The 23,939-nt window shown below is 41.4% G+C and carries 24 protein-coding genes; 8 read left to right on the top strand and 16 right to left on the bottom strand.

Features of this window, described 5'->3' with window-relative positions; genetic code table 11:
* Positions 1 to 121: 121 nt before the first annotated feature.
* From ACTHPA_RS00480 to ACTHPA_RS00460, 5 genes are read right to left on the bottom strand one after another with little or no spacing between them, the layout of a single operon-like run.
* Positions 122 to 1,075: an AEC family transporter gene (locus ACTHPA_RS00480; RefSeq protein ID WP_440498094.1), complete on the bottom strand. Its 954-nt coding sequence runs from the start codon at positions 1,073 to 1,075 to the stop codon at positions 122 to 124.
* Positions 1,076 to 1,132: 57 nt separating this feature from the next.
* Entirely contained in the window at positions 1,133 to 2,299 is a 1,167-nt protein-coding gene (locus ACTHPA_RS00475; protein ID WP_440498093.1) for a M20 family metallopeptidase, read from the bottom strand.
* A 17-nt stretch (positions 2,300 to 2,316) separates the two neighbouring features.
* On the bottom strand, positions 2,317 to 3,801 hold the full coding sequence (locus tag ACTHPA_RS00470; RefSeq protein WP_440498092.1) for a tripartite tricarboxylate transporter permease: 1,485 nt from the start codon (positions 3,799 to 3,801) through the stop codon (positions 2,317 to 2,319).
* 27 nt (positions 3,802 to 3,828) lie between these two features.
* Entirely contained in the window at positions 3,829 to 4,272 is a 444-nt protein-coding gene (locus ACTHPA_RS00465; protein WP_440498091.1) for a tripartite tricarboxylate transporter TctB family protein, read from the bottom strand.
* Positions 4,273 to 4,290: 18 nt separating this feature from the next.
* Positions 4,291 to 5,271, bottom strand: a complete 981-nt coding sequence (locus ACTHPA_RS00460) for a Bug family tripartite tricarboxylate transporter substrate binding protein (protein WP_440498090.1) — start codon at positions 5,269 to 5,271, stop codon at positions 4,291 to 4,293.
* A gap of 131 nt (positions 5,272 to 5,402) precedes the next feature.
* On the opposite strand from ACTHPA_RS00460, the gene ACTHPA_RS00455 reads away from it, so the two are divergent.
* From ACTHPA_RS00455 to ACTHPA_RS00440, 4 genes are all read left to right on the top strand, one after another.
* Positions 5,403 to 6,299, top strand: coding sequence for a LysR family transcriptional regulator (locus ACTHPA_RS00455; RefSeq protein ID WP_440498089.1), 897 nt, complete (start codon positions 5,403 to 5,405; stop codon positions 6,297 to 6,299).
* Positions 6,300 to 6,387: 88 nt separating this feature from the next.
* Positions 6,388 to 7,203 (top strand): VOC family protein, encoded by an 816-nt coding sequence (locus ACTHPA_RS00450; RefSeq protein WP_440498088.1) that lies wholly within the window; start codon positions 6,388 to 6,390, stop codon positions 7,201 to 7,203.
* Positions 7,204 to 7,225: 22 nt separating this feature from the next.
* On the top strand, positions 7,226 to 7,993 hold the full coding sequence (locus ACTHPA_RS00445; RefSeq protein WP_440498087.1) for a helix-turn-helix domain-containing protein: 768 nt from the start codon (positions 7,226 to 7,228) through the stop codon (positions 7,991 to 7,993).
* 205 nt (positions 7,994 to 8,198) lie between these two features.
* Positions 8,199 to 9,188 (top strand): zinc-dependent alcohol dehydrogenase family protein, encoded by a 990-nt coding sequence (locus ACTHPA_RS00440; protein ID WP_440498086.1) that lies wholly within the window; start codon positions 8,199 to 8,201, stop codon positions 9,186 to 9,188.
* 136 nt (positions 9,189 to 9,324) lie between these two features.
* Here the strand turns inward: ACTHPA_RS00440 and ACTHPA_RS00435 are convergent, their stop codons facing one another.
* The 5 genes from ACTHPA_RS00435 to ACTHPA_RS00415 all read right to left on the bottom strand — a co-directional run bounded on the left by ACTHPA_RS00435 (position 9,325) and on the right by ACTHPA_RS00415 (position 12,368).
* The gene (locus ACTHPA_RS00435; protein ID WP_440498085.1) at positions 9,325 to 9,813 is read right to left on the bottom strand and encodes a GNAT family N-acetyltransferase; all 489 of its coding nucleotides are present in this window, start codon (positions 9,811 to 9,813) and stop codon (positions 9,325 to 9,327) included.
* 21 nt (positions 9,814 to 9,834) lie between these two features.
* The gene (locus tag ACTHPA_RS00430) at positions 9,835 to 10,305 is read right to left on the bottom strand and encodes a DinB family protein (protein ID WP_440498084.1); all 471 of its coding nucleotides are present in this window, start codon (positions 10,303 to 10,305) and stop codon (positions 9,835 to 9,837) included.
* 149 nt (positions 10,306 to 10,454) lie between these two features.
* Entirely contained in the window at positions 10,455 to 10,583 is a 129-nt protein-coding gene (locus ACTHPA_RS00425; RefSeq protein ID WP_440498083.1) for a hypothetical protein, read from the bottom strand.
* Positions 10,584 to 10,599: 16 nt separating this feature from the next.
* Positions 10,600 to 11,700 (bottom strand): hypothetical protein, encoded by a 1,101-nt coding sequence (locus ACTHPA_RS00420; RefSeq protein WP_440498082.1) that lies wholly within the window; start codon positions 11,698 to 11,700, stop codon positions 10,600 to 10,602.
* Complete coding sequence (locus ACTHPA_RS00415; protein WP_440498081.1) at positions 11,700 to 12,368, bottom strand: hypothetical protein; 669 nt, start codon at positions 12,366 to 12,368, stop codon at positions 11,700 to 11,702. Before ACTHPA_RS00415 ends, ACTHPA_RS00420 begins: the two co-directional genes overlap by 1 nt.
* A gap of 565 nt (positions 12,369 to 12,933) precedes the next feature.
* On the opposite strand from ACTHPA_RS00415, the gene ACTHPA_RS00410 reads away from it, so the two are divergent.
* The 4 genes from ACTHPA_RS00410 to ACTHPA_RS00395 are packed head-to-tail and all read left to right on the top strand — an operon-like array spanning position 12,934 to position 15,618.
* Complete coding sequence (locus tag ACTHPA_RS00410; RefSeq protein WP_440498080.1) at positions 12,934 to 14,472, top strand: DUF1524 domain-containing protein; 1,539 nt, start codon at positions 12,934 to 12,936, stop codon at positions 14,470 to 14,472.
* A 1-nt stretch (position 14,473) separates the two neighbouring features.
* The gene (locus tag ACTHPA_RS00405; protein WP_440498079.1) at positions 14,474 to 15,001 is read left to right on the top strand and encodes a hypothetical protein; all 528 of its coding nucleotides are present in this window, start codon (positions 14,474 to 14,476) and stop codon (positions 14,999 to 15,001) included.
* Complete coding sequence (locus tag ACTHPA_RS00400) at positions 14,991 to 15,332, top strand: hypothetical protein (RefSeq protein WP_440498078.1); 342 nt, start codon at positions 14,991 to 14,993, stop codon at positions 15,330 to 15,332. The genes ACTHPA_RS00405 and ACTHPA_RS00400 overlap by 11 nt, the downstream gene beginning before the upstream one ends.
* Positions 15,333 to 15,351: 19 nt before the next feature.
* Positions 15,352 to 15,618 (top strand): YkgJ family cysteine cluster protein, encoded by a 267-nt coding sequence (locus ACTHPA_RS00395; RefSeq protein ID WP_440498575.1) that lies wholly within the window; start codon positions 15,352 to 15,354, stop codon positions 15,616 to 15,618.
* A 121-nt stretch (positions 15,619 to 15,739) separates the two neighbouring features.
* On the opposite strand, the gene ACTHPA_RS00390 is transcribed toward ACTHPA_RS00395, so the two are convergent.
* The 6 genes from ACTHPA_RS00390 to ACTHPA_RS00365 form a co-directional block, all read right to left on the bottom strand.
* The gene (locus ACTHPA_RS00390; RefSeq protein WP_440498077.1) at positions 15,740 to 16,684 is read right to left on the bottom strand and encodes a threonine ammonia-lyase; all 945 of its coding nucleotides are present in this window, start codon (positions 16,682 to 16,684) and stop codon (positions 15,740 to 15,742) included.
* Between the two features lie 265 nt (positions 16,685 to 16,949).
* Positions 16,950 to 18,701 carry a gamma-glutamyltransferase gene (gene ggt, locus ACTHPA_RS00385; RefSeq protein ID WP_440498076.1) on the bottom strand — a complete coding sequence of 584 codons (1,752 nt, stop codon included), beginning with the start codon at positions 18,699 to 18,701 and terminating at the stop codon, positions 16,950 to 16,952.
* A gap of 233 nt (positions 18,702 to 18,934) precedes the next feature.
* Positions 18,935 to 19,408, bottom strand: coding sequence for a chemotaxis protein CheX (locus ACTHPA_RS00380; protein WP_440498075.1), 474 nt, complete (start codon positions 19,406 to 19,408; stop codon positions 18,935 to 18,937).
* Positions 19,409 to 19,421: 13 nt separating this feature from the next.
* Positions 19,422 to 20,657, bottom strand: coding sequence for an EAL and HDOD domain-containing protein (locus ACTHPA_RS00375; RefSeq protein ID WP_440498074.1), 1,236 nt, complete (start codon positions 20,655 to 20,657; stop codon positions 19,422 to 19,424).
* Positions 20,658 to 20,774: 117 nt separating this feature from the next.
* Positions 20,775 to 22,481, bottom strand: a complete 1,707-nt coding sequence (locus tag ACTHPA_RS00370) for a methyl-accepting chemotaxis protein (RefSeq protein WP_440498073.1) — start codon at positions 22,479 to 22,481, stop codon at positions 20,775 to 20,777.
* A gap of 307 nt (positions 22,482 to 22,788) precedes the next feature.
* Complete coding sequence (locus ACTHPA_RS00365; protein ID WP_440498072.1) at positions 22,789 to 23,925, bottom strand: S1C family serine protease; 1,137 nt, start codon at positions 23,923 to 23,925, stop codon at positions 22,789 to 22,791.
* Positions 23,926 to 23,939 lie beyond the last annotated feature (14 nt).

The raw sequence follows: 23,939 nt of genomic DNA, 5'->3' as shown, positions 1-23,939 counted from the left end.
TGTTCATAAACATTAATAAAAAGCGACCATTCTTAAAACAGAATGGTCGCTTTCTTTCACTTCTTATTCTTCAACTTGTTGGGGAAACTTAGGACGAAACGTTTAACATGTCTTTTAGTAATCATTGAAGTATTAATAAATTCAACAAATAAATCATTATCGGTATCGTTAGCAATGCGGCGAGCGTGGAGAAAATGGTTGTGATGACACCCATCTCTTCGTCTGCGGAATATTTAGCAAACAGAATGGAAGAAAGAGTCAAGGTCGGCATGGCTGCCTGAATGAGCAAGGTTTGCAGCATCACCAGATGAAGAGACAAGGTCTTGCCGATTAAGACGGCAAAGACCGGCAGTAAAATGAGCTTGACCATTATCGGCAGCCACAGAGTCGACCGCGATATCTGCAGTCCTCGTGCAGGTTTCGTTTGAAAGAGGTTCATCATCATGATTCCGATATAGAACATGGCCAGCGGGGCTGCAATGGCTGCTAAACGATCAAACAGATCTACAATGAGTAGCGGTGGGCGGTATTGGGAGAGCGCCATCAGTATTCCTATGAAAATCGCAATGATTGGAGGATTGATCATTGTACGCAGCATGCCTAATCCGACTCGCCGGTTTTTTTGAAGCAACAGAGCACCGACAGTCCAGATTGTAAAGTCAACCCCCGCATCAAACATGGCTGCATACAAGGCTCCTTCAGGTCCTAATAGTACAGCGCATAGTGGAATTCCGATAAACCCTGTATTTCCCAAACCAGATAGAATGGCAAGTTCCTTTGCTCGGTCGACTTTCTTATGAAATACAATTGCAAAAAGATAGCCCATGCCAATGCCGAGTACGTTAATGCCAATGGAGAGGAAGAATACAAGTAGTATTTTTTGAAGAAGATCCCCGTTAATGTCCACTTGTAAAATACTCGACAAGATGATGCAAGGCATACCGACGTTTACAATCAGACTAATAAAGACGTTCCGCGTGTCTTCGTTAAAATGGAATGTTCGCGCCAGGATAACTCCAATTGTGATCATTAAGGTGATAATTCCGATGGAGTGAAAAATCAAACCAAGTGTCAACGGGTTCCCCCCTTTCTTACTAGAAAGCACTGTGCTTTATGCACAGTGCTCAACAAATTAGTTTTGGGTTTTGAGGAATTTTAGAATCGAATGGACGAGAAGCAGGGTTCTTGGCTCAAAAGTGTCAAGTTCCATGTATTCATCTGTCCCGTGCCAGTTTCCGCCTACTGGCCCCATTCCACAGATTGTCGGGATGCCCAAGGAGGCAGTGAAGCCCGCATCGGCGGCGCCTTTTGTACGTTGTTCGGTAATATTGATGCCAAGCTCACTGCCTGCACATTTAACTACGTTGAATAGTTTTTCCACACCGCTATGTTTTTCCATCGGCAACATGCCAATATCGCCGGACAGCGTACTCTTGGATCCGTCAATATAAGAATGGTCAACAATTTTACGTATGTTCTCTACTGTTTGTTCGTACTGGTCCAATGTCCAAAAAGCAAGGTGAATGGTAGCTGATGCAGATGGCGACACGACGTTGTTACCAATTCCTCCATGGATTTTGCCGAAGTTGATTGTTATCCCCTTTTCGATATCCATGAGTTTTTTAATTTCAATCATCTTCCTTGCAAGTTCATCGTTAGCACTTATACCATTTTCAATAAAAGCCCCCGAGTGGGCTGCTTTTCCTTCGACATCGATCCTCAAATGGGCTGAACCTTTGCGCGCAGTGACGACTGATCCGTCCGGACGGCCGGGCTCAAGGTTAAATACAGCAAGCGCATCGGCCGCCCGTTCTTCTATAATCGACCGGGAAATAGGAGATCCGATTTCCTCTTCGGATGTGAAAAGAAGTTCAATCTCGCAAATTTCATCTTCCGCAAGCTCTTTCAAGGTTGCAACAGCTTCCATCATGGTCACAAGACCAGACTTCATATCCGATACACCTGGACCTCGAAGCATATCGGCCTCTTTTTTAAATGGACGCTCATTAGCCGTGCCGACCGGAAATGCGGTGTCCATATGTCCCATGAGCAGAATTTTTCCATCCCGTTTTCCAGTCACTTTGGCAATGATCGCATCCCCGTAGGTTGCGTGAGGTTTAACTTCATATGTTATGCCATCCTGGTCAAGCCTTTGTCGGATCAATCGTCCTACCTGATCCACCGACTGTTTGTCCAAAGCAGAACTATCCGTATTTACCAGCTCAGCTAGAAAATCAACCGCCGATGGCTGACGTTCCTTTATGTAACGTGTAATTTCCTTTAGCAGTTCACTTTGCATTTGCTTGTGACTCCTCCTTACGCTTCCAATTTTCTTTTTCTCCATTCTTTCAGAATAATTACCGCAAAGATCGTGAGGGTGACAGCGAGAATCACTGCGCTCACTGGGCGGGTTGCAAAGATGGAAAAATCATTATGCGATAGCAGCATCGAACGACGGAAGTTCGTTTCGACAATCGGTGCCAAAATCAATGCCAATAACATCGGCGCAAGTGGAAGGCCGACTTTTAACATAACGTAGCCTAACAATCCGAATACGAGCATGATCAGCACATCAAATGTCGAGTTCGCAATCGAATACGAACCAAGCAAGCAGAGTACAACGATTGCTGGCATCAGGATTTCTTCAGGAATTTTAAGGATTTTCGGGAACACTTTTGAAGCTCCTAAACCTAAAACAAGCATGAAGATGTTTGCTAGGATCAATGCTATGAAAATACCATAGACAATATCGCCATTTGTCGTAAATAGCATAGGACCTGGTGTCAGTCCCTGAATCATTAATGCTCCAAGCATAACGGCAGTTATTACATCACCTGGAATGCCAAGTGTCAAAAGAGGAACGAGGGCACCGCCTGTGACCGCATTATTAGCCGATTCGGTTGCGGCAATTCCATCAACATTTCCTTTGCCGACTGACGATTTATCTTTTGCAACTCGTTTCCATTCGTTATAAGCGACGAATGATGCTACACCCGATCCAGTTGCGGGGATAATACCGACAAATGTTCCAATAGCGGATGAACGCAACAAATTGAACCAGTTGCGTTTTAATTCTGCAGCTTTCAACCCGATAGAAGAGTTGCCGATTTTACTTCTTAGCTGTTCTGCTTTCCCTTCCAAACGGCTTAATACTTCAGAGATGGCAAACAGTCCAACAAGCGCGGGTACTACATCGATGCCATTCAGTAAGTTTGCATTACCGAACGTAAAACGGTTGACCCCTGTAATAGGGTCCAAACCGATAACAGCAATGAATAGTCCGATTAAACCTGCGATAATCCCTTTTAATAGAGAGTCGCCAGAAACACCAGCAACAATTGAAATTCCGAACAGGGCAAGTGCAAAGTATTCTGGAGGTCCAAACGACAAAGCGACTTTTGCTAGTTGAGGTGCGATGAAAATGAGGGCCACACAGCTAAATAATCCGCCTATGACAGATGCAACTGTTGTCATCGTCAAGGCCTTCTTGGCTTCTCCCTTTTTTGTCAATGCTGGACCTTCCAAAAGGGTAGCTGCAGCTGCAGCAGTACCAGGCGTACCAACGAGGATTGCGGTGATTGAACCAGCGTATACCGCACCTACATATACCCCGAGCAGGGCACTGAAACCGACTACTGGATCTAATCCAAATGTAAGCGGGATGAGTAGGGCCACCCCCATCGTTGCAGTCAGCCCAGGAAGTGCGCCAAAAACAATTCCAAGGCCTACTCCGAGCAGGTTGGCAAGAATTGCGGCCGGTGCTAAGGCGAATAATAAGCCAGCGATGAATTCTTGAGACATGAAGCATCCTCCTTTCGATACGTTAATTTAAGGTAATGGAATCTTAAATGCCAGTGTGAAGATGAAATAGAGTAAAATCGGCAGGATAACCGCAACACCTGCGAGCAACACAACCTTCCGTAATCCAAAAATCCATTGGGCTGCAAGCAGAAACAGGATGGTCGAAATGATAAATCCGACCCAAAAGAAAAGCAGTATATAAGTTATTAACAATGCGATGAATAAGACGATTTTTCCAACAGCAGACCGATCAAACTGAATATGTGGCACGCTTTTTTCTTTTTTCAGACGTAAAGCTCCTCCGACAATCAGCAAGGCTGCAGAAATCGCCAATAGCGTCAAAATCAGTTTCGGAAAGAAATCCGGCCCATAAGCTTGTCCGTTCCCGAATTGTCCGGCCATCAAGAACCCTATTGCTGATAGCAACAATAGAATTCCGCCTGTAGAGATGTCTAAAATTTCTTTTCTCATCTACACATCCCTCCTAGATTAGTTGTTTAGCGATTTGATTACTTCTTTATTCTTTTCATTCTCTTCCATTGTTTTCTTCGTAAACTCCTCTGAATTTAGGAAGGAGATCGGCAAGCCCGCTTTCTTGAACTGAGCGATGACTTCTTCATCTTCGAGGGCCTTCTTAATACTTTCCTCAAGCTTAGTAACGACGTTGTCCGGAGTATCTTTTGGTGCCATAAATCCGAACCATGCACCTGTACTAATCAATTCATAGCCAAGTTCTTTGAACGTTGGTACATCTGGCAGTTCTTCCAGACGTTCGTCAGAAGTCACAGCTAAAATCGTAAGCCCGTTTCCATCATGGGGGAGCAGTTCAGATATTGTGTTAACTGATGCATCAACGTGATTGCCGAGCAGTGCAGTTACTGCCTCTGCTCCGCCTTCAAAAGGAATATGCTCCATGTCGAGATCTCCCTGACTTTCAACAAATGCAGCTGTTACGACATGCTGATGAAGTCCAGCACCGGTCGTTCCATATGTCACACTCTCTGTTCTTGCAACTTCAAGCAATTCATTTAAACTACTAATGCCAGAGCTTGAATTCACAGCAATTCCATAGGGAGCTTCTGTAATTTGTGCAATTTGCTTGAAGTCTTTTGTTACGTCGTACCCTACGTTGTTGGCATTTGGCGTGAGTGTAGAAGGTCCGACCGCTGTGAGGATAATATTATAACCATCCGGTTTTGCCGTTTTCACAGCAGTCATACCTGTAGAACCTGCACCGCCAGGCTTTGAAATGATGTTGACCGTTTGACCAAGATCTTTCTGAATGGAGTCACTAATAATACGAGCTTGAAGATCTGCACTACCTCCAGCGGCATACGGTATCGTCAATGAGATTGCCCGTGAAGGATAATTATCATTCTTGCCTGCATTTGATGCAGCGCCATTACACGCAGCCAACCCCGCTACTAGTCCTCCAACCATTAAAACACTCATTATTTTTTTGAATTTCATTCATTTTCCCTCCCAATATTGTTATCTGATCAAAAATTGATGCTAATTAGAATTTTATATTGAAAACGATTACATGTAAAATATATAATAAGAGTAGAATGTATATAAAAAATATATAAAGGAGGGTTTTTATGGATTTTGATCGGCTGCGGTATTTTATTATGGTCGTCGAAACAGGCTCCATTTCAAAAGCGGCGATTGCCCTCAATATGACACAGCCACCTCTCAGCATAGCCATTCAGAAATTGGAAGAGGAATTAGACGTTAGTTTGTTCATTCGAAGTGGCAAACGACTTACGTTAACGGAGACGGGTCATCTCCTTTATAAACGGGGAAAACAATTGATGCTGTCTACTAGTGAAATTATGAAAGAAGTTGCTGAACACGATTCCGGGGAATACGGAACTGTCACAATCGGATGCTCGACAATTGCTAATATTACGATCATCCCAGAGGTCGTAAAACGACTGAATGAACGGGGAAGTCGTATCACAATCCGTGTTCTTGAAGGGAACACTGCTTTCATTTTAGAACAGCTTCGGCTGCATAAGATGGATATAGGGCTTGTCCGTAATATTTTCGACAAGAAAGACTTCCATACGACCGCCCTGCTGACCGAGTCCCTCTACGTTGCGCTGCCGCCCGGGCATCCGCTTGCGGATAGGAAAACAATCGAATTGAAAGAACTTAAAAAAGAAAACTTTCTTATGCCACACACTACCCTTGGCTACGGCATCTCTGACTTTATATTGGAAGGATGCGATGCAGCTGGCTTTACGCCTAATATTATCTATTGGGGTACCGAAACTTTTCCTATGCTTAACATGGTCCGAGAAAATCTCGGAATTGCATTTGCTCCTGCTCTCTTCCAGAATATTAACAACTATGAACTCCCACCTCTCGTCGAACTAATTAATCCAACCATTGAAGCTAAACTCAACCTAGTTACTTTAAAAAACTCTATCCAAACAGCTGCCACTGAACAGTTCTTGGCGGTGACAAAGGAAGTTATTGAGGAATTGAGATAAGAAGGTCTTGACCTTAAACTTACTCGAACCTTTATAATTAAAATAGGTAGAACATACCGAATTTATTTTCAAAAAGGGGATGGAACAAATGGTTTTCCGTTGGGATGGTGGATTTATTATGGTGGCTTGGGACAAGTTTGAAGAGGGGATTGAATGGTATACCAAGCATATGGGTTGGACTTGTTTAGATAGTGTCGTTACACCTGTCGGAAAAAAGGCATTCCTTAAGATGCCGAGATTAGGTGTGGTGACATTGAAGTCCTTTGAAGGGGAATTTGAACATTTTAAATCTGAAGGCGGTTTTGAAGGACATACTAGGGTAGGATTTGAGGTGGCGAATCTTGAGGATACTCTTGCCTATTTTGAAAAGGAAGGGATCAAGATTTCGAATATGGTTACGTTGCCTGCTGGACAAGTTAGTTTTGATATCCAAGCTTTTGATAATGCAAGGCTGACAGCAGTACACAATAAAGCTTTGGAAGGGCAATTCCCTGAAGCTAGGGTAACGGGTTTTGGTGATGTTAATGTAAGAATAGGTGTAAAAGATATCAATAAGGCGGTCACTTGGTATAAAGAGAACCTTGGGGTTCAAGTAGTAGAACAAAATGACAATTACGCACACTTACAAGTTGAGGATGCATATGACTGGATGCAGCTCTCTCAAGTGTTCTACGACAATATATGGTTGGAAAAAATAGAAGATATGCCTTTCGAAAAAGCAAACCCTACAGTTCGTAATTACTTTGACGTCAGGCCAGAACTATTTCATGAAACGTACATTCAACTTAAGGCAAATGGCTTGCACCCATCTGAAGTTGCTGGTAATCCCCATAATGGCTGGGCAGGTTTTCACTTCTTTGATTTAGATGGAAATCGCATTAACGTTTGGTCTTATCCTGCGTAACGGCAAAAGGAAGTGAAGAGAAATGGGGATGAAAATCAATGAATTTTCGGAGCGAACTGGCTTGCCACCAAGTACTCTTCGATTCTATGATCAAAAAAGATTGTTAGAGCCTAAAAAACGTTTAGAAAACGGCTATCGGATTTATACAGACGATCAACTATCCCAAGCATTAATGATTCATTCACTCCGTTTGGCTGGTATTAGCATTGAAGACATTTATCAGTATTTGCATTCAAATGAGGAAGAGATGGAACGCTTAATTTCCAATTGGAGACATGATGTAGATTCGAAGATATCTTCATTGAAGATTGCCAAACAATATTTAAATGGTGTGACTGCTAAAGAGCAGCATATCAATTTAGTTAAATGGGATGAGTCCGTAGTATTTATATGGTTTAGACATGAAGTGCAAAGAAAAATAAGCCCTTTTCAGTCTGTGATGATCTCGAGTTCAGAGAAGGTTAAAAAATTGGGGCTAGGAGTTAGACCCGGTATTTTTATAAGAACATTAGAATCAAAAGGGAATACAATGGTCGGCGAAGTAGGATTCATCCTGAATAAAGAATATCCATCCAACTTGGGTGATGTGAGTAATATGTATATAGAGCAACAAGAACCAGCGCTTTACGCTACGATGGAGTGTAATGTGCACGATCCGTTTATCTGTTTTAATTTTATGAGGCTCGTCCATCGTTTCGGTTTTAAGTCAAAAGGTTTAAAGTTAGAGAAGTTCGAGTCACCAATCGAAAGTACTTTTAGTTACATGATTCCACTTTTAGCTCCTCATTGATTCTATAAATAATGGGCGTTGGATGAACTGCACCCAAAGAATTTCAAAAAGGTCTGAACGTTAAGAAACTATTCTGGATGAACCCATACTTTAGTAACGAGATGTTATACTTATTATGCAAATTTGACTGATTTTCAATAAGATCAATCTTCCGTAAACGGGGTAGGTTGTTATGAACATAGAATCGACTAAAGGAGTGGGTTTCTTGAAAGCTAAATGTCTCATATTCAATGAATTTGGCAACCCCCAAGAAGTGCTTAAAGTTGAATATAAAGATATTCAACCTCCGAAAGAAGACGAAGTACTTGTGCGCATGGTAGCCAGACCAATTAACCCATCTGATTTAATACCGATAAGAGGTGCTTACTCTCATAGAATTGCATTACCAAATATTCCGGGTTATGAGGGAGTCGGAATTATTGAAAACGTAGGTCCCACGGCATCTCGAAGTCTTATTGGCAAACGTGTTTTGCCTTTGAGAGGAGAAGGCACTTGGCAAGAGTTTGTTAAAACAAAAGCAGAATATGCAGTAGTAATTCCAGATTCTATTGATGACAGTACAGCTGCGCAAATGTACATAAATCCAATTACAGCGTGGGTTATTTGTACGGAAGAATTAGAGTTAAAACCAGATGATGTCCTCTTGGTCAATGCTTGCGGTTCAGCTATCGGGCATATTTTTACTCAATTATCAAAAGTTCTCGGCTTCCGATTAATTGCGATAACCAGGAATGATAAATACTCAAAGGATCTACTAAAGTTCGGTGCTTCTCATGTGATTAATACCTCTCTATATCCATTGCGTGAAACAGTTATGGATTTAACTGGTGGAGTTGGAGCCGATGCAGCTATTGATTCGATTGGAGGAGCAGCTGGTAATAACTTAGCATTTTGTGTTCGTCCTGAAGGTGCTTTTTTATCCTTAGGTCTTTTATCAGGAATCCAAGTAGACTGGGCAAGAATTACAAATGAGACAAAAGTGAATGCAAAATTATTTCATTTGCGGCATTGGAATAATAGGATCTCCGCGAAAGCTTGGCAAGAGACGTTTAACCATTTAATCACATTGATCATAGATGAAAAAATCAGTCTTATGAGGCCTGAATCATATTTCAGCTTATCGGAAATACGGGAAGCCGTTCGGATCGTTGAGTCTTCGGATGGAAATCAAGGTAAGGTGATCTTAACGAACTGATAGGGCCATTTATTGCCTTACATGGTGTGATTGTTGTAAATCATAAACCGAATTCCTTGCTTTAGCGAGGATGTAACAAAGGTACAAAAACTATCTTTTATCCGTGAAGCAAAAAAGAGCTTTATAGCTCTTTTGATTAGACTTTCAAATGCAAAATATGTTGAGGCCCCTTTGGACCTTCATAAAATTCGTTCTCGTCTACAAATCCTGTTTTTAAGTAAAGATTGTAAGCAGGCGTGTTCTTTTGGTTGACACCGAGTACAAATTCATCAGTTCCAAAAAGGTTATTTCTAACAAACTCAGGTAATAGCTGCAGCCCAATTTTGGCTAATCCCTTTCCTTGATTTCTAGCATCGATTGAGAAAGATGTCAGCAAACGAGCAGTAGGATTAGTACTATACTTTAAAAGCTTTTCGCCATCTTCTAGAGCAAAATAACCTACAGGAACACCGTCTTCGAGATTTAAGACATGGTTAGCAGTGCTAGAAACAGAAGGATTGTTGATTTTATCTAATGGCATACTTGTAAATTGGAGTTGTTCTTCCGGTAAATAGTAGTTGGATAGGTGTTCCTCGTATGTATCGGTATACTCAACCAGCACAACTGAAGCTTTAGTAGACAGCATTATACGAACCTCCGAATTAAATTAATCCCAAACACGTACTCTTGGAACCCCAGCCGTTCTTAAATAATCCAGTAATTGACCGGTATGGACTGATTCATGATAGGCGACTCTTAGCAACATATCACCCAAACTTCTTATGTAACCTGAATCAGAACGATCAATATTAATATTTGATAAATCTTCTTTTGAAAATGACTTAACCGTTTCTAAGAACTGATTTCTAAATGGTTCTGCAAATTTCAATTCCGCATCTACAGTAGAAAAAGGTCTATTTTCAAATGGAGAGTCAAATACCTCCAAACTGCCCCTATTTTGGATGGCTAAATGGTAATAATGCTCACTTTCTAGCACATGCCTAATCGTCTCTATACAAGTCATTGCCTCATCGTCGGGCTTCCAGTTCAGTTTTTCTTCGGGGATCGATGTCCATACTTTAATACTTCTTCTTCGTACTTCGCTGAAATTTAATAAAATTAAATCGATTGAGTTCATCATTTATTCTCCTTTCATCGGTATGTATTAAATATACACGAATGAACGTTCGGAAGAAAGGATAGATTTTGGGAGAGCTATTAAAAAAACAGAAGTTAGATTTAAAGTCTATCTTCTACTGCAACGTCGAATTTTGATACGATGGTTTCTTATACTACTAAAAAGGCTGGTAGGAACATTTCCGTAATGCTGATTGCTGCCGTTTTGGCAACTAAAAATGGATTCGGTACGTGTAGGAGTGTTGTAATTGGGTCTTCTGAGATAAAAAACGACCGCATAAGCAGTCCTCTAAATCTATTTCACTTTCGATCGTTCAACAGAAAGAGATGCAAAGATGACAATAGGCGAGATCGTCACAATCAGAAGTATTATTTTCACTATGTTTTCCATGGAATCGGCCTTGACGAAGTTAAATATCGTAAACCATAGCGCAATGATCGGTAGAATGAGCTTATTTATATGTTTCATTAGTAAAAACTTCATGCTTCTTCTTACTTTAACGACCGTCCCGATATTAGGGATGTCCAATTCGTTTCTTGTCGTTGCAGGAATACCGATATATAAGTGACTATCTGTAAATTCGTCTTCGACTTTAAAAACTTCCCCAATATGTTTTGTATCTAAGTCAAGTATCGGTAATTTCACACGTTTCCCGTTGTAGGCAATGACGATTTTTTCGCTTTCTTCGACACCTAGAAATCTCCTGATGTTTGGGTGGATTCTAGAAACTTTATGGCTTTCATCGAACGGATAAATATATCCAATTCGCAGCTCTATCTCACGATATCCGATGAACCAATTTCCGATAGTTTTTACTGTGTTATTACAAATAGATAATATCTTTTTTATGATTTTTCGAGTCATTGAGACACTCTCAATGGGTGATTGAGTAATGACAAGTTTTGTATTACTATCTTTTTCTAAGTTGAGAAGTAACATATGATATCGGTTGATAAAGACTTTATTTTGTGTCATGTTGTCTTTTCTTGCGCGTAACTGTAGCTTCATTCTAAAGCCAGTCTTGATATTTATGAGTTCCACTTGGTTAGAGTACTTTGCAATTAGATCAGGGGAGGCATAGACAATTTTCTTTTTAATATCATCCACTTTTGGAATTCCTCGATTGATAAATTGAAATTCAGCGGGATGAATGAAGATGGACTTCGTTTTGGAATCCAAACATTGTAAGCACCTTTTCGATAGTTTTGCTTGTCCAATTTGGATAGTAGAATTGGAAAGAATCATACATCTAACTTCATTGCCGTATTCGTCCCCGACTGTAACATAAAGATGGTTTTCCGTTTTTAATTTTGTTAAATCGTTTGGGTGAACTTCTATTTGATGTCTTGCGACGAATGAAGGCGTGTTTGTCAAAATATAGCTGGGTGTTTCCATTACAATGATTCCTTTCCGAAGTGATCGACAATGTCAACTAACGATTGCAGCAATGTCGAAAACTGAGCCGTATTATTCGGGTTGCGATACAAATAATTAATCTCCATTTGTATCGCATTGATGTTCAGTTTATGTTTAGTGAAGTGAGTGACCGTTCCTTTATGGGAAGCAGGGAATGTATCATTCAATCGAATATCATGAATTCCATTCTGATTGAACAGACTTTTCATAATGGAAACACTTGTTTCGTCAATAGACGTTCCATCCATCGTTCCTAAATCGATATCGAATTCTCGAGTGGCGGCAGCACCATGCAAATCGATCACAAGACGAATATCATGTTGTGTGCAAATTTCTTTAACCGCATCTTTGTATTTGCCGCCAATCGTGTAGTTTGGATCTTCATCTGCTATTCGATTACTATAAATACAAAAACAGTTTGTATAAAGTTGAATAATAGACGCAATCGTCCCCGTATATAAATCCGCTTTTTTCACTTCATTATTCCTCATATGATTGACAGAATGCGGTGCTGAAAGTAGCACCGGCTTCGTCCCAAGCTTCACATCATATGGAAAGAGAGAATGTTCAAATCCATTGTAGTCATTATAAGAAAATTGGCTTTCGATAATATCCGACATGCTCTTTACATCCGATTTAGAGAACATAATCTGCTCCTTTTTCAGTGAATTCTACTACATAGTAACATAGTGTGATAGGATGGTTTGGGAAATTTTTCGGAATTCCCTGGCCTGTTTTATTGCAACTGGCTTGCAACGCAATGAAGCGTAATCGCAACGCAATGAATGGGGCTCGCAACGCAATGAAGCGTAATCGCAACACAACGAACGGGGCTCGCAACGCAATGAAGGGTAATCACAACACAATGAACGGGGCTCGCAACGCAATGAAGCGTAATCACAACACAACGAACGTGGCTCGCAAGGCAATGAAGTGTAATCGCAACACAACGAACGTGGCTTGCAAAATAATGAAGCGTAATCGCAACGCAATGAACCGGGCTTGCAACGCAATAAAGGCAAATCGCAATGCAATGAATGTGGCTCGCAACACAACGAATGAGACATCTCTCCGCAAGCATGTGCTCAAGTTTTTCAACAGCTTCTAGTGATTCCATTTAACTATGCATTTTTAATCGTTTTATTGCAAAAGTAACAACAAATGGATAATATAAAAGTAGCTGTGTATATGGGTAGTGGAGGGAGAAAAGACATGGTGTTAAGTATCAACAAACGTACTGAAATATCCTCTGATAAGTTGTATGATTTCTTTCAAGAAAACTTCGATAAGCAATATGAACAAAATGAAATTGACGTCACGGAGTTGGAACTGTCGATTGAAGATATAAAAACGAATTTTAAACCGGAAAAGAATCCGGTCGTAAAGGACTTGGTCAGTGAGTACGGCGAGGTTATTTCCACGACGGTGATAAATGCATTCGGGCTAGGGCCTTTCTTTCATCAAAAAGATCAAACTGGTGGACAGGTTACGACCATACATAATGCACAAAACGAAATTTATGCCAATGAACAAACTTCTTATCGGCGTGAAAAATATAAATATAAAGCAGCCGCGGATCAGGTCCGTGCGGAGAATTTTAATAAAAACGGTGCTTATATAGATGGTTATACAGGCAAAGTTACCGATTCACCGAATGTGGATCATATCGTTCCGTTGAAAAGCTTCCATAAAAACGGCGGTTTCATGCTGAGTGATGACGCGAAGGCAAATTTCGCAAGTGACAAACGGAATTTGATTGTCATCGATGGATCTGTGAATAAATCAAAGAGCGACCAATCATTGGAGGAATTCATTTCAAATACGCCTAAAAGTCAGGAGGCCACAAATAAGGAGCGATTCGGTTTGGATGGCCGACGTACGCGTGCAGCGGGACAACGGGGAAACGAAGCTTACGATGATCATGCACCTACAAAACTACAGAAGGCCACTTACTATACAAAAGAAGGCGGAAAAGCGGCCGTTACAGAAGGATTGACGTTGGGCATTCGCCAAGCATGGGGCATGTTTATGTATGTCTTCTCAAAGGAGCTTTTTGAGGAATTTAAAAAAGAACGCAGTGAGTTCAAAAGGTACTATAAAGAAAAAAGGCTGACGAAAGAACTGAAGGCAATGCTTTCACGTGTTGTGACGAAAGTGAAGAACCAGCTTTCCAATATTATGAGTGCGTTAGGCGAGGGGATTGTTTCCGGCTTTTTCAGCAGTATTCTCACAACGATCATCAATTGCTTTAAAACGACAACGAAAAGGATTGTCCGCATTATACGGGAAGGTGTGCTTTCGATTGTCCGGGCAATAAAGATGCTGATTTTCCCGCCAAAGGATATGACTTATCAGGAAGCGATTCGGGAAGCTATTAAGTTGTTAGTCTCCGGTTTGTTTGTTGCAGGGGGATTATTCATTGAGGAAATCGTTGAGAAGAAGTTGGTAGCGCTCGGGATTCCTGGTGGCATTGCAAATATTATTTCAACGACGTTAGTCGGGATTATGACGGGAATTTGCATCGTGACGGTTGTTTACTTGATTGATAAGTTAGTGGACGAACTCCCTTCGACGAAGACGCTTGTTGAAAAATCGAAAGAATTGATGCAGCACGGGAATAAGCTGGAACTTCAATATAGCGCGGTTTCCAAGGATATTTTTTATGATAAAGACGAGCATTTCATGAAACGGATTAAAAGGACAGATCAAAATGTAGACGACATGATCGACTTTTTTGACAAGGAGGATTAACATGCCACTACCATTAGCCATTATTGCCGGTGCCGCTGCGCTAGCCGGGGCAGCAGGAGCGACGGGATATGTAGCGGGACGCAAATCCCGAAACGCAGAAGTTGCTGAACTAAAAAATACGATTATCCAGTTACAACAGCAAATCGAAAAGTTGAATACAATTATCGAAAAGCAAAATCATACGATCCAAGTGTTAAAGGCAGAAAATAAAAGCCTGAATGCACTGCGGATTATTGAAAAAAGCAAGTTGAAAAAACGTACGCGCGGCGCGATTTTGTTTGAATATGCGATGTTTGAGTATATGGAATTTCTGCGGTTAGAAGTGAATGGCACCCGTGATTTGGATGAAACGGAAAGTACAATCTTCGCCATCCTCGATAAGATGTTTCACGGAAAGAGCATCTTGTTGGAGGAGAAGGGCTTGATTAAAATGTATATTTCCAATAAATATTCCTATGAAGTGAAGCACTTAATTTCATTGAATGAAAATGCATTAGAGAGTGTCGATGGAGGTCAACATGCTTCTTAGTATCGTGTATTTCATAATCGGCTTTGTAAAGCAGTTATTCTTCGGAGGGCTAGGTCTCGGCCTCGTTTCGTTAATATTAGGATTCCTATTCCCGCCGGCCCTTTTTGTTGTCGTCCCTTTAGGTGTGATAGGGTTATTGATATCCTGTTTTACAGAAGGGAAGGAAATGGCGTCGGATTACTTGGCTGCGAAACAAGCAAATAAATATAGGAAAAGAAATATTAAGGCAGCCGAAAGAAAGAAAAAGAAGCTCAGAAAAGTATTCGATGAACATGAACTATTTGAGTTTGACCGTGCACTGCGTGAGGTGAACCGTGAATTCCAATCATAATGGCTCTTTTCCGTGTACAATGTGTGGCGGGTGTTGCCGCAACATCGACAAAGTGGAGGAGTTGGCTGAGTACAACAATGGCAAAGGTGTCTGTGTCTATTTGTCTCCTACAACGAATTCATGCCTGATTTACAACCGAAGGCCGGAGATTTGCAGGATTGATAAGATGTATGAGCGTCACTATAAGGATACATTGTCGTTAGAAGAATTCTACGACTTGAATAAAAAGGCTTGCAATGAAATCCAGGAAGCGTTGAGTTTGCCTAGCTCATTTCGTTTGACGTGATGTAGAGGGGCGTAACAAGAAGGTTGATATCATAGAAAAATAAAACGAACGTCCGCACTGGACGTTCGTTTTGTGTTGCATGATTTAACAATCTTGAATGTGGCCATGTACTCCGTAACATTCACATCAATTGATGAACCTTATCTAAATCCACATTCCCACCCGAAATGACAGTTACAATGTTTTTACCTTGGATATTTACTTTATTGAACATAGCCGTTGCTACCGTCGTAGCACTCGATGGTTCTATCAGTTGTTTCGTCCTTTCTAAAACGAAGCTGAATGCCTGCCGGATTTCCTCTTCGCTCACAAGGACAAGATCGTCAAGATACTTCATAAGAACAGGGAAGGTGAGGTCGCCTGGTTGACTGGATCTTAATCCATCCGCGATGGTAGCAGTAGCATCAATCGCGGTGATTTTCTTGTTTTGCAATGACAGGTATGTGTCATCGGCAAGCTCAGGCTCTACACCGATCACTTTTATTTTCGGATTCGTTTCTTTAATGGCAGTCAGAATTCCGGATAGAAGTCCACCGCCTCCGATAGGGACAATGATCGCATCGACATGTTCCACCTGATCCAATATTTCTAATCCAACCGTTCCCTGTCCCGCCATAATGAATGGGTCGTCATAAGGAGGGATGAATATACCGTTTTCAAGATCGGCAATCGCCTGTGCTCTTGGTATGCGCTCTGCAGATGTAGTCCCGCACATTTCGACTTTGCCATTGTAAGCTTGAATGGCGTTCACTTTACATTTGCTAACAGTTTCAGGAACGACAATTGTAGCCGGAACTCCATATTTATTGGCAACGTAAGCAACGGCTTGGCCGTGATTGCCAGATGACGCTGCTGTTACATACTTCGCGCCATTTTCAATCGCATGTATAACTTTGTTGCTTGCTCCTCGTATTTTAAACGAACCTGTCTTTTGTAAGTGCTCCGATTTTAAAAATAGCTGATTGCCACATAGTTTGGAGAGTTGTTCGGATTGTAGAATTGGCGTTATATGCGCGATAGCGCTGATACGTTCTCTTGCTTCTTTCACTTCTTGTAATGAAATCATGTGCTTTATCCCTCCTATTTGCCTAGCAAAGTGTCACTTCCATTATACAGCTAATAAATAGAATCAATGTTACATTCGGAAATATTTAAAGTCAATCGCAACGCAATGAAGGCGGTGTGTATCACAATGAAAGTCAATCGCAACACAATGAAATCGGCGCGCAACACAATGAAAATGCCGCAATAACCTAAATAGAACAGGCGGCGAAAAACGAATCGTTTTTCACCGCCTGTTCTTTCTGTCCGCAGAGCGTTTCAATCAAATGTTAGAAATCAATCCCAATCGCCGCACCATTACGACTGGAATCGGCAACTCCTTTGTAAATGCCTTCTTTCTGGTCAATCCAGATGCTTTGGACATTCCCGATTACCGTTGAGTTCTCACCGAATTTATGGCCCATCTTCCGCAATTGCTCCATCACTTCTTCTGGAATGCCTTCTTCATAGCGGTAGGAAGAGGTGTTGTTCGTATAGATTCTTGGCTCTTCGACTGCCGCTTTTAGTTCCATGTCATAGGCAATGGAATGGATGATCGTTTGCAGCACCGATGTGATGATAGTCGGGCCACCCGGCGATCCGACGCTCATGACCGGCTTGCCATTTTTATAGACGATTGTTGGTGTCATACTGCTAAGCGGTCGTTTATTCGGTTCGACTTGATTCGCCCCGCCTGGCACAGCATCAAAATCAGTTAGTTCATTATTCAGCATGATGCCATAGCCCGGTACCATGATGCCTGTACCGAATAATTGCTCGATCGTTGTTGTGTAGGAAACGACATTGCCCCATTGATCAGCAACAGAGAAGTGTGTTGTCTCGCCCGGATTTTTATCATCCGGTTGTTCGACAATTACAGCTTCCTTCGCTGCACTCTCATATGCCCATGGGTCTCCAGCTTCCGGTTTTTCATTCATGGAGTCAAGATTAATCAAGGCTAAACGCTCTTGAATGTAGTCGGGGTGAAGCAATCCTTCTAATGGAACATCAATAAATTCCGGATCTCCTGCATAAGCCGCGCGGTCTGCGTAGGCAAGGTGCATCGCTTCCGCAAGCAAATGATATTTCTCCCATGATTTCACATCGTATTGAGATAAGTCTACGCCGTCAAGGATGCCAAGCATTTGAAGCAAGAACACTCCGCCTGAACTTGGTGGCGGCATGCTAGCAATCTGGTAGCCTTTGTATTCTCCCCAAATTGGCTCGTCCAACGTCACCTCGTAAGCTGCCAAGTCTTCAGTTGTCATAGAGCCGCCGTATTGCTGGACAACGTCTGCAATCGCCTCGGCAATTGCTCCTTTATAAAATGCATCAGTTCCTTCTGTTTTAATAAGTTCAAACGCTTTTGCCAAATCGCTTTGAATGAGAATGTCCCCTTCACGCAATGGTTGTCCATTCGGAATGAATACATCTTTAGCCGCAGTTCGGTGAAGCATTGCTTTATTATCCTCAATTGCCTCTGCAAGAACATAGTCAATTGGGAAGCCATCTCGTGCGAGTTGAATAGAAGGGTCGATCAATTCCTCCATCGACATTGTTCCCCATCGTTCAAGCGCTTCTTCAAGACCTTTCAACGTTCCAGGCACGCCGACAGCCTTACCGCCAGTTGCTCTTTCTGCAAAAGGGATCGGGTCTCCGTGGTCGTAAAGGAACATATCCGGTGTAGCTCCAGCAGGCGCCCGCTCACGGCTGTTCAAGATTAACGTCTCATCTGCTTCAGCATCATAATACATAAGGAATCCGCCGCCACCGATACCTGACATCATCGGTTCGGTGACGTTCAAAGCAAACTGGATCGCAACCGCAGCATCAATCGCATTTCCTCCGTTTTTAAGAACCTCAGCTCCGATTTGACTCGCAAGCGGATGCGCGGTCGTCACCATACCATCCAGACCAGTCGCCACCTGACGATAATTGTCGTAATTCATATCCAATTCTTTAGCCATCCCCATAGGCAACATACTGAACACGAGCACCAAACTTAACGGAACTGCAAACAGCCATCTCAAACGCTTCTTCATCATCCCACCCCTTAAAAAGTAGTTGTGAACTGCCAATTTTGTAACTGGAAGCCTCCCTTCTCTTTATTGTGGAAAATTGTAGTGAATAGACTACAATAATACGATTATATTGAATTGGTTGATAAATTGCTAACTATATACTTCGAGAATGGAAGTTTTGGATTTTAGAAGGGGGATTAGTGAAGAAAAGCTTTCTAGGAAAAGAAGAAGTCAACCAGATGGCTGGTTGACTTTTATTGTTCATTTAATGAATAACAAATACTCAAGAGGGATCCATTCTCCAGGATGCACCGAAACTGAATTGCTGATGCCGTATCCGAAAATATAGTATCCTTTTTGATAATCCTAGGAGCTGAAATGTCCATATGGATGTTGCTTACGTCCAAAATTGTCGCGAATGCTCCTCCGATCATATTCGTTAATTCGCAGCAAAAGGAGTCGAGCATATCACCATCCAATGCCAAGCCATACATTCTCTGCGCAATTGAATTAAAGGCATCGTGGTTACCAATGATGGCCAATTGCCCTTTCAAGTCTCCGATGGTTTCGATCATAATGCCGTGTTCGATGTGGTGCAATTGCTGTAGTACTGGTTTTTCAAAAGCTATCTCCATCGGGACAATGTTTTTTATGGACGTGTAAATGCCATTCGATAAGAAGTGAATGTTGTCTTTTATGTTTGTATTTATTTCTTCAGCTAGTACCACGTTACAATCTCCTTCAATTTATTGTTACCGCTTCATTGCCTGCATGTGTCGCTTTCAAAGCGATAAGGCTCAGATCTTTTTCACTGATTCCGAGTGTTTCCGCTAGTGTAAGCGCTCCTGAATAGTCCAAACGTTCAAGAGCCTGGACGATGCGAAGATAAGGAGTCATTTCTGTCTTATGTCCGCATAATGTATCAATGATCTCCGTCGTTACAGGCATCAACGGAAAGATATAGGACGGTTCCTGCTTCAGAATGACATCGATAAGTGAAAACATTCCTAACATGTAGTATTCATCTGTGTTCTGCTTTCCGCAATGTGCAGCTAACAGTTCACATAAATTTGCTCGTGCTACTGAATAGTTCATCAACACCTTTGCACGCCCATCCGGTTCTTGGGAGCATTTTTGATAAATGGCCAGAAATTGAATCCATTTATTAAAATCTTTCAACCCCATAATGACAATCGCTTGATGAACGGAGATGACTTTCTTTGAAGACTTGAAAGCATATGTGTTCAAGTGCTTTAGAAGTTTATAAGACAATGATATGTCCTGCATAATTAAAGCGGCAATTTTCTCAATGTTGGGTGTCTCTTCATTCAACAATTTTAGAATTTCAAAATAGAGCAACGTGTCAGCGGGTAATTTATTGTTCTTCACGATATCAGGCTTCGCAAAAAAATAACCTTGGAATAGTTCATAGCCTATTGATTTTCCTTGATTAAATTCTTCTTCAGTCTCCACTTTTTCGGCTAGAAAGGTGATATGAGGGTACGTCGTTTTTAAGGATTCAATGGCGGCTCGCTGTGATTCGGTAGTGGACATAAAATCAACTTTTATGAGATCGATTAGTTGAAATAAGGCCGGGTACAAATTGAATTGCTTTTGAAGAATAAAGTCATCTAGCGCCAGTTGGAATCCGGCCCTCTTTAACTTTTGCAGTTTGGAAAGAATGACGGGAGTAATTTCCACATCCTCTAGAATTTCAATGATAATCCGATCCGGGTCGAGCGTGTCAAAAATATCCGTCGTGAGAAGTGAAGCTGAAAAATTGACGAATGTTTTCTTTGCTGCAATATGCTCAAATCCTGGTGACAAATATGTGTTGACGATAACTCCGATTGTAGCAATCTCCGGATCGATATCCGGAAAAAAGTTTTTATTGCTATTTCGATAAAGTAATTCATATGCAAATAAATTACCCTTCGCATCTAAAATAGGTTGTCTTCCTACAAAAATTTCTTCCAATTCCTCGCACCTCATTAGTTTTAATTATCACAAACACATTTGAAGTAGAGTCTAAGGTGGTATACGGAAATAAATCAGATGGGAAAAATAATCTTTTTCCCATCCGATTTATTCACTTTATACTTTGAATCGACCGACCATCTCTTGCAAATCCTCAGCCATTTTTGAGAGGGAGGCAGAGGAGTTTGAGATCTCTTCCATTGATGCCATCTGTTCTTCAGAAGCTGCTGCAACATTTTGTGTGTTGGATGCGGAAGTATGTGCGATACTTGCCATTTCCTCAATTGACGCGTTAATTTGTTCCGCGCTTGCCGCCACTTCTTCCGTGATCGCTGACACTTCTTGAATTTGGCCTGCGACATTTTCGATTGACTCCAATATTCTTCCGAATCCATCATCTGTCTGTTGGACGGCAGTCAATCCGAGCGAGACTTCTTCCGTTCCTTTTTGCATAACGGTAACAGCATGGTTTGTATCTCTTTGTATTTGATTGATCAGACCAGTAATTTTCTCGGCTGATATTTTTGATTGCTCTGCAAGGTTCCGAACCTCGTCGGCAACGACAGCAAATCCTCTTCCATTTTCCCCAGCGCGTGCCGCTTCAATCGCGGCATTTAATGCCAACAGATTCGTCTGGTCCGCGATCCCTGTAATCACTGCGATGATTTCACCGATTTCGTTCGACCGCTTTTCCAATTGGCGAATGACAGCAGCCGTATCATCTACAGTGGCGTGAATCGTATTCATTTGCTGGATGACCTGTAGTAAAGACTCGTGGCCAAGATGCGCTTCTTTAGTCGTTTCAACAGCTACTTCCGAAACTGTGGAAGTTGTTTCCGCAATTTGCTGTATGTTGTCAGCCATTTCTTGCATCGATGTAGAACTTTCGGCAGCCCCTATCCCTTGAGCTTCTGCGCCGGAAGCGACTTCCTGAATGGATGAGGCGATTTGGCTTGTCGCCATTGTCGTCTGCTCGGTGCTTGCAGTTAACTCTTCAGAAGATGCAGCCACTTGCTGTGAAGTGAGACTTACTTGTTGTATCATCTGCCGTAGGCTGCCTATCATTTGATTAAATGACGTAGCTAATTCACCAAGTTCATCTTTTGAATTGATAGCAAGCTCTCTTGTTAAGTCGCCTTCCCCTTCCGCGATTTCCTTCAATTGAAGGTTGATCGTCCGGATTGGCCGAACAACTGAACGAACGAAAAGAAGGCTCAGGATGACTGCGATGACTCCAGTAATGACCAATGCTAGGGCGATCGATGTTAATAATGAAAAAATCGTCTCCCCAACTACAGAAATTGGAGGGCCGACTAACCACATGCCAATCACTTCGCCATTTTTATTAGTAATTGGCTGATACATCGTTAAGTGTTTCTGTCCGACAATATCAGCTTCCCCTATGTACGTCTCTCCCTTATCCAAAACGATGGCCGCAATTGTGGGATCACTTTTCGTTCCGATTGCTCGTTCTCCATGTTCACCAATAACATTTGTCGCAACTCTAATATCCCCTTGGAAGATGGTCACTGCGCCATTTGTGATGGCACCGAGCTCTTCCAACAACTTATTGTTACCAGTCATGATAGAGTTGCCTTTATATAGCTCACCATTTTTAATATCCCAATCGCCCTCATACTTTTCATCTAGCCATTTATAGCCGATTTCAGAGACGATTTTCACTCTATCCTCATACACATTCATCATACTTTTATCAATTTGAAAAAACGCCACAACTCCAATGACAAGTGATAAAAAGAGGATAATTCCAATGACTAAAAGGTTGAATTTCGTCGAAATACTGTTGCGTTTTAATCTTTTCAACTACAAGACTCCATTTCTAATTTGTATTCCATAGGACTAATATACTTAAAATTTCAACCTAACTATAGTATCACTAAATTTGAAGAATGCCAAGTAGGGTAGGACTTTTTGCCGTGATATATTGGTTAGGTTTTTTAAGAGTTATTACATAACAGTTTGAAAGTTTTCGTGTGATAGAGGGGGACTTAGTCTGTGAAAATCAATGATCACCTGGCTTCTGTATAGCTGAAGCCAGGTGATCATTATTTTTACTGTGGAAGTCTGTATTTGACAGATATTTTGTTTTGATTGAACAGAGCTCTTCAAGTTATTCGATTTTCGTCCCATTTCCAGAAACAAGTTTCAATTGATCATTTTCGTAGCGTACTTCGTATGTCACCTTGTATTTGCTAAACTGGCTGGATCCGTTAACGAATTCTTTGGCGGTAATGATACCGACTATCGAAACAGTATCATCGGTTATAGTAGAGGTTACATTATCGATTTCGACAGAATCAGTCATTAAATAGCCATTCCGGAAATTTTCGAAATCCGTATTTGATTTCCATTTGCTTCCTAATAGGGAGTATGCAGTGACATAGTCTTGATAATTAATGTTCTCATAGAAATAATTCACAAGATATAATGCATAATCTTCCATTGAATATGTTGTTTCTTGTGAGTATAAATCGTTGGATGCGATGTTAACTTCAGGTAATGCAGTCATCGGAGAGGCTGACCAACCTTCCAATATATGAATGACGTTGACAATCGGGATGCTAAATCCGATAGTACCTTGGTCAATTCCTGCTGAATTAATTCCTATCACTTCACCTGTTTTACTATCAACAAGTGGTCCACCGCTATTTCCAGAAGTGATAGGAGCAGAAATTTGAAAGACATCTTCGTAGTGAAATGGCTCTAGATCAAAGTCACGGTCGACGCCGCTAATAATGCCAGTCGTGACTGTATTTTGAAGGCCTAATGGACTTCCTAATGCCAACACTTCATCCCCGATTTCCGCTTTTCTTTCTTTTGCTATTTTAAGCGGTGTTGTTCCTTCTAATGCGCTAACTCGAACGACTGCGATATCAGTATCTCTGCTAATGCCAATGACAGTTCCTGTGAATTCCCGTGAATCAGACATGCTGACTGTCACGTTTTTTGCATTGGCGACTACATGTGCATTTGTCACTATGTCCCCTTTATGATTATAAAGAAAACCGGAACCTAAAGAACCATCAGGTAATTGGATTTTAACAACAAGTTTTTCAGTTTCATGGATTATCTCTTTAAGTTCAGTTGGAACTACCTTGTCATCTGTTTCCGTTGTATCTGTCTGTACTAGCAAAGCAGATGGAGCTGTTAGTTGCTTGGGGACGAGGTTCTTAATTGTAATAAACCCATAAATACCTCCGCCTAAAATTAGCAGAGAGAAAGAAATACTAATGACCCAATTTTTCATACGATTCACCTTCT

This window comes from Sporosarcina sp. SAFN-015, assembly GCF_051966875.1.
Taxonomy (GTDB): domain Bacteria; phylum Bacillota; class Bacilli; order Bacillales_A; family Planococcaceae; genus Sporosarcina.
The sequence above is the reverse complement of the archived record's forward strand: the minus strand, read 5'-3'. Positions and strand labels throughout refer to the sequence as shown.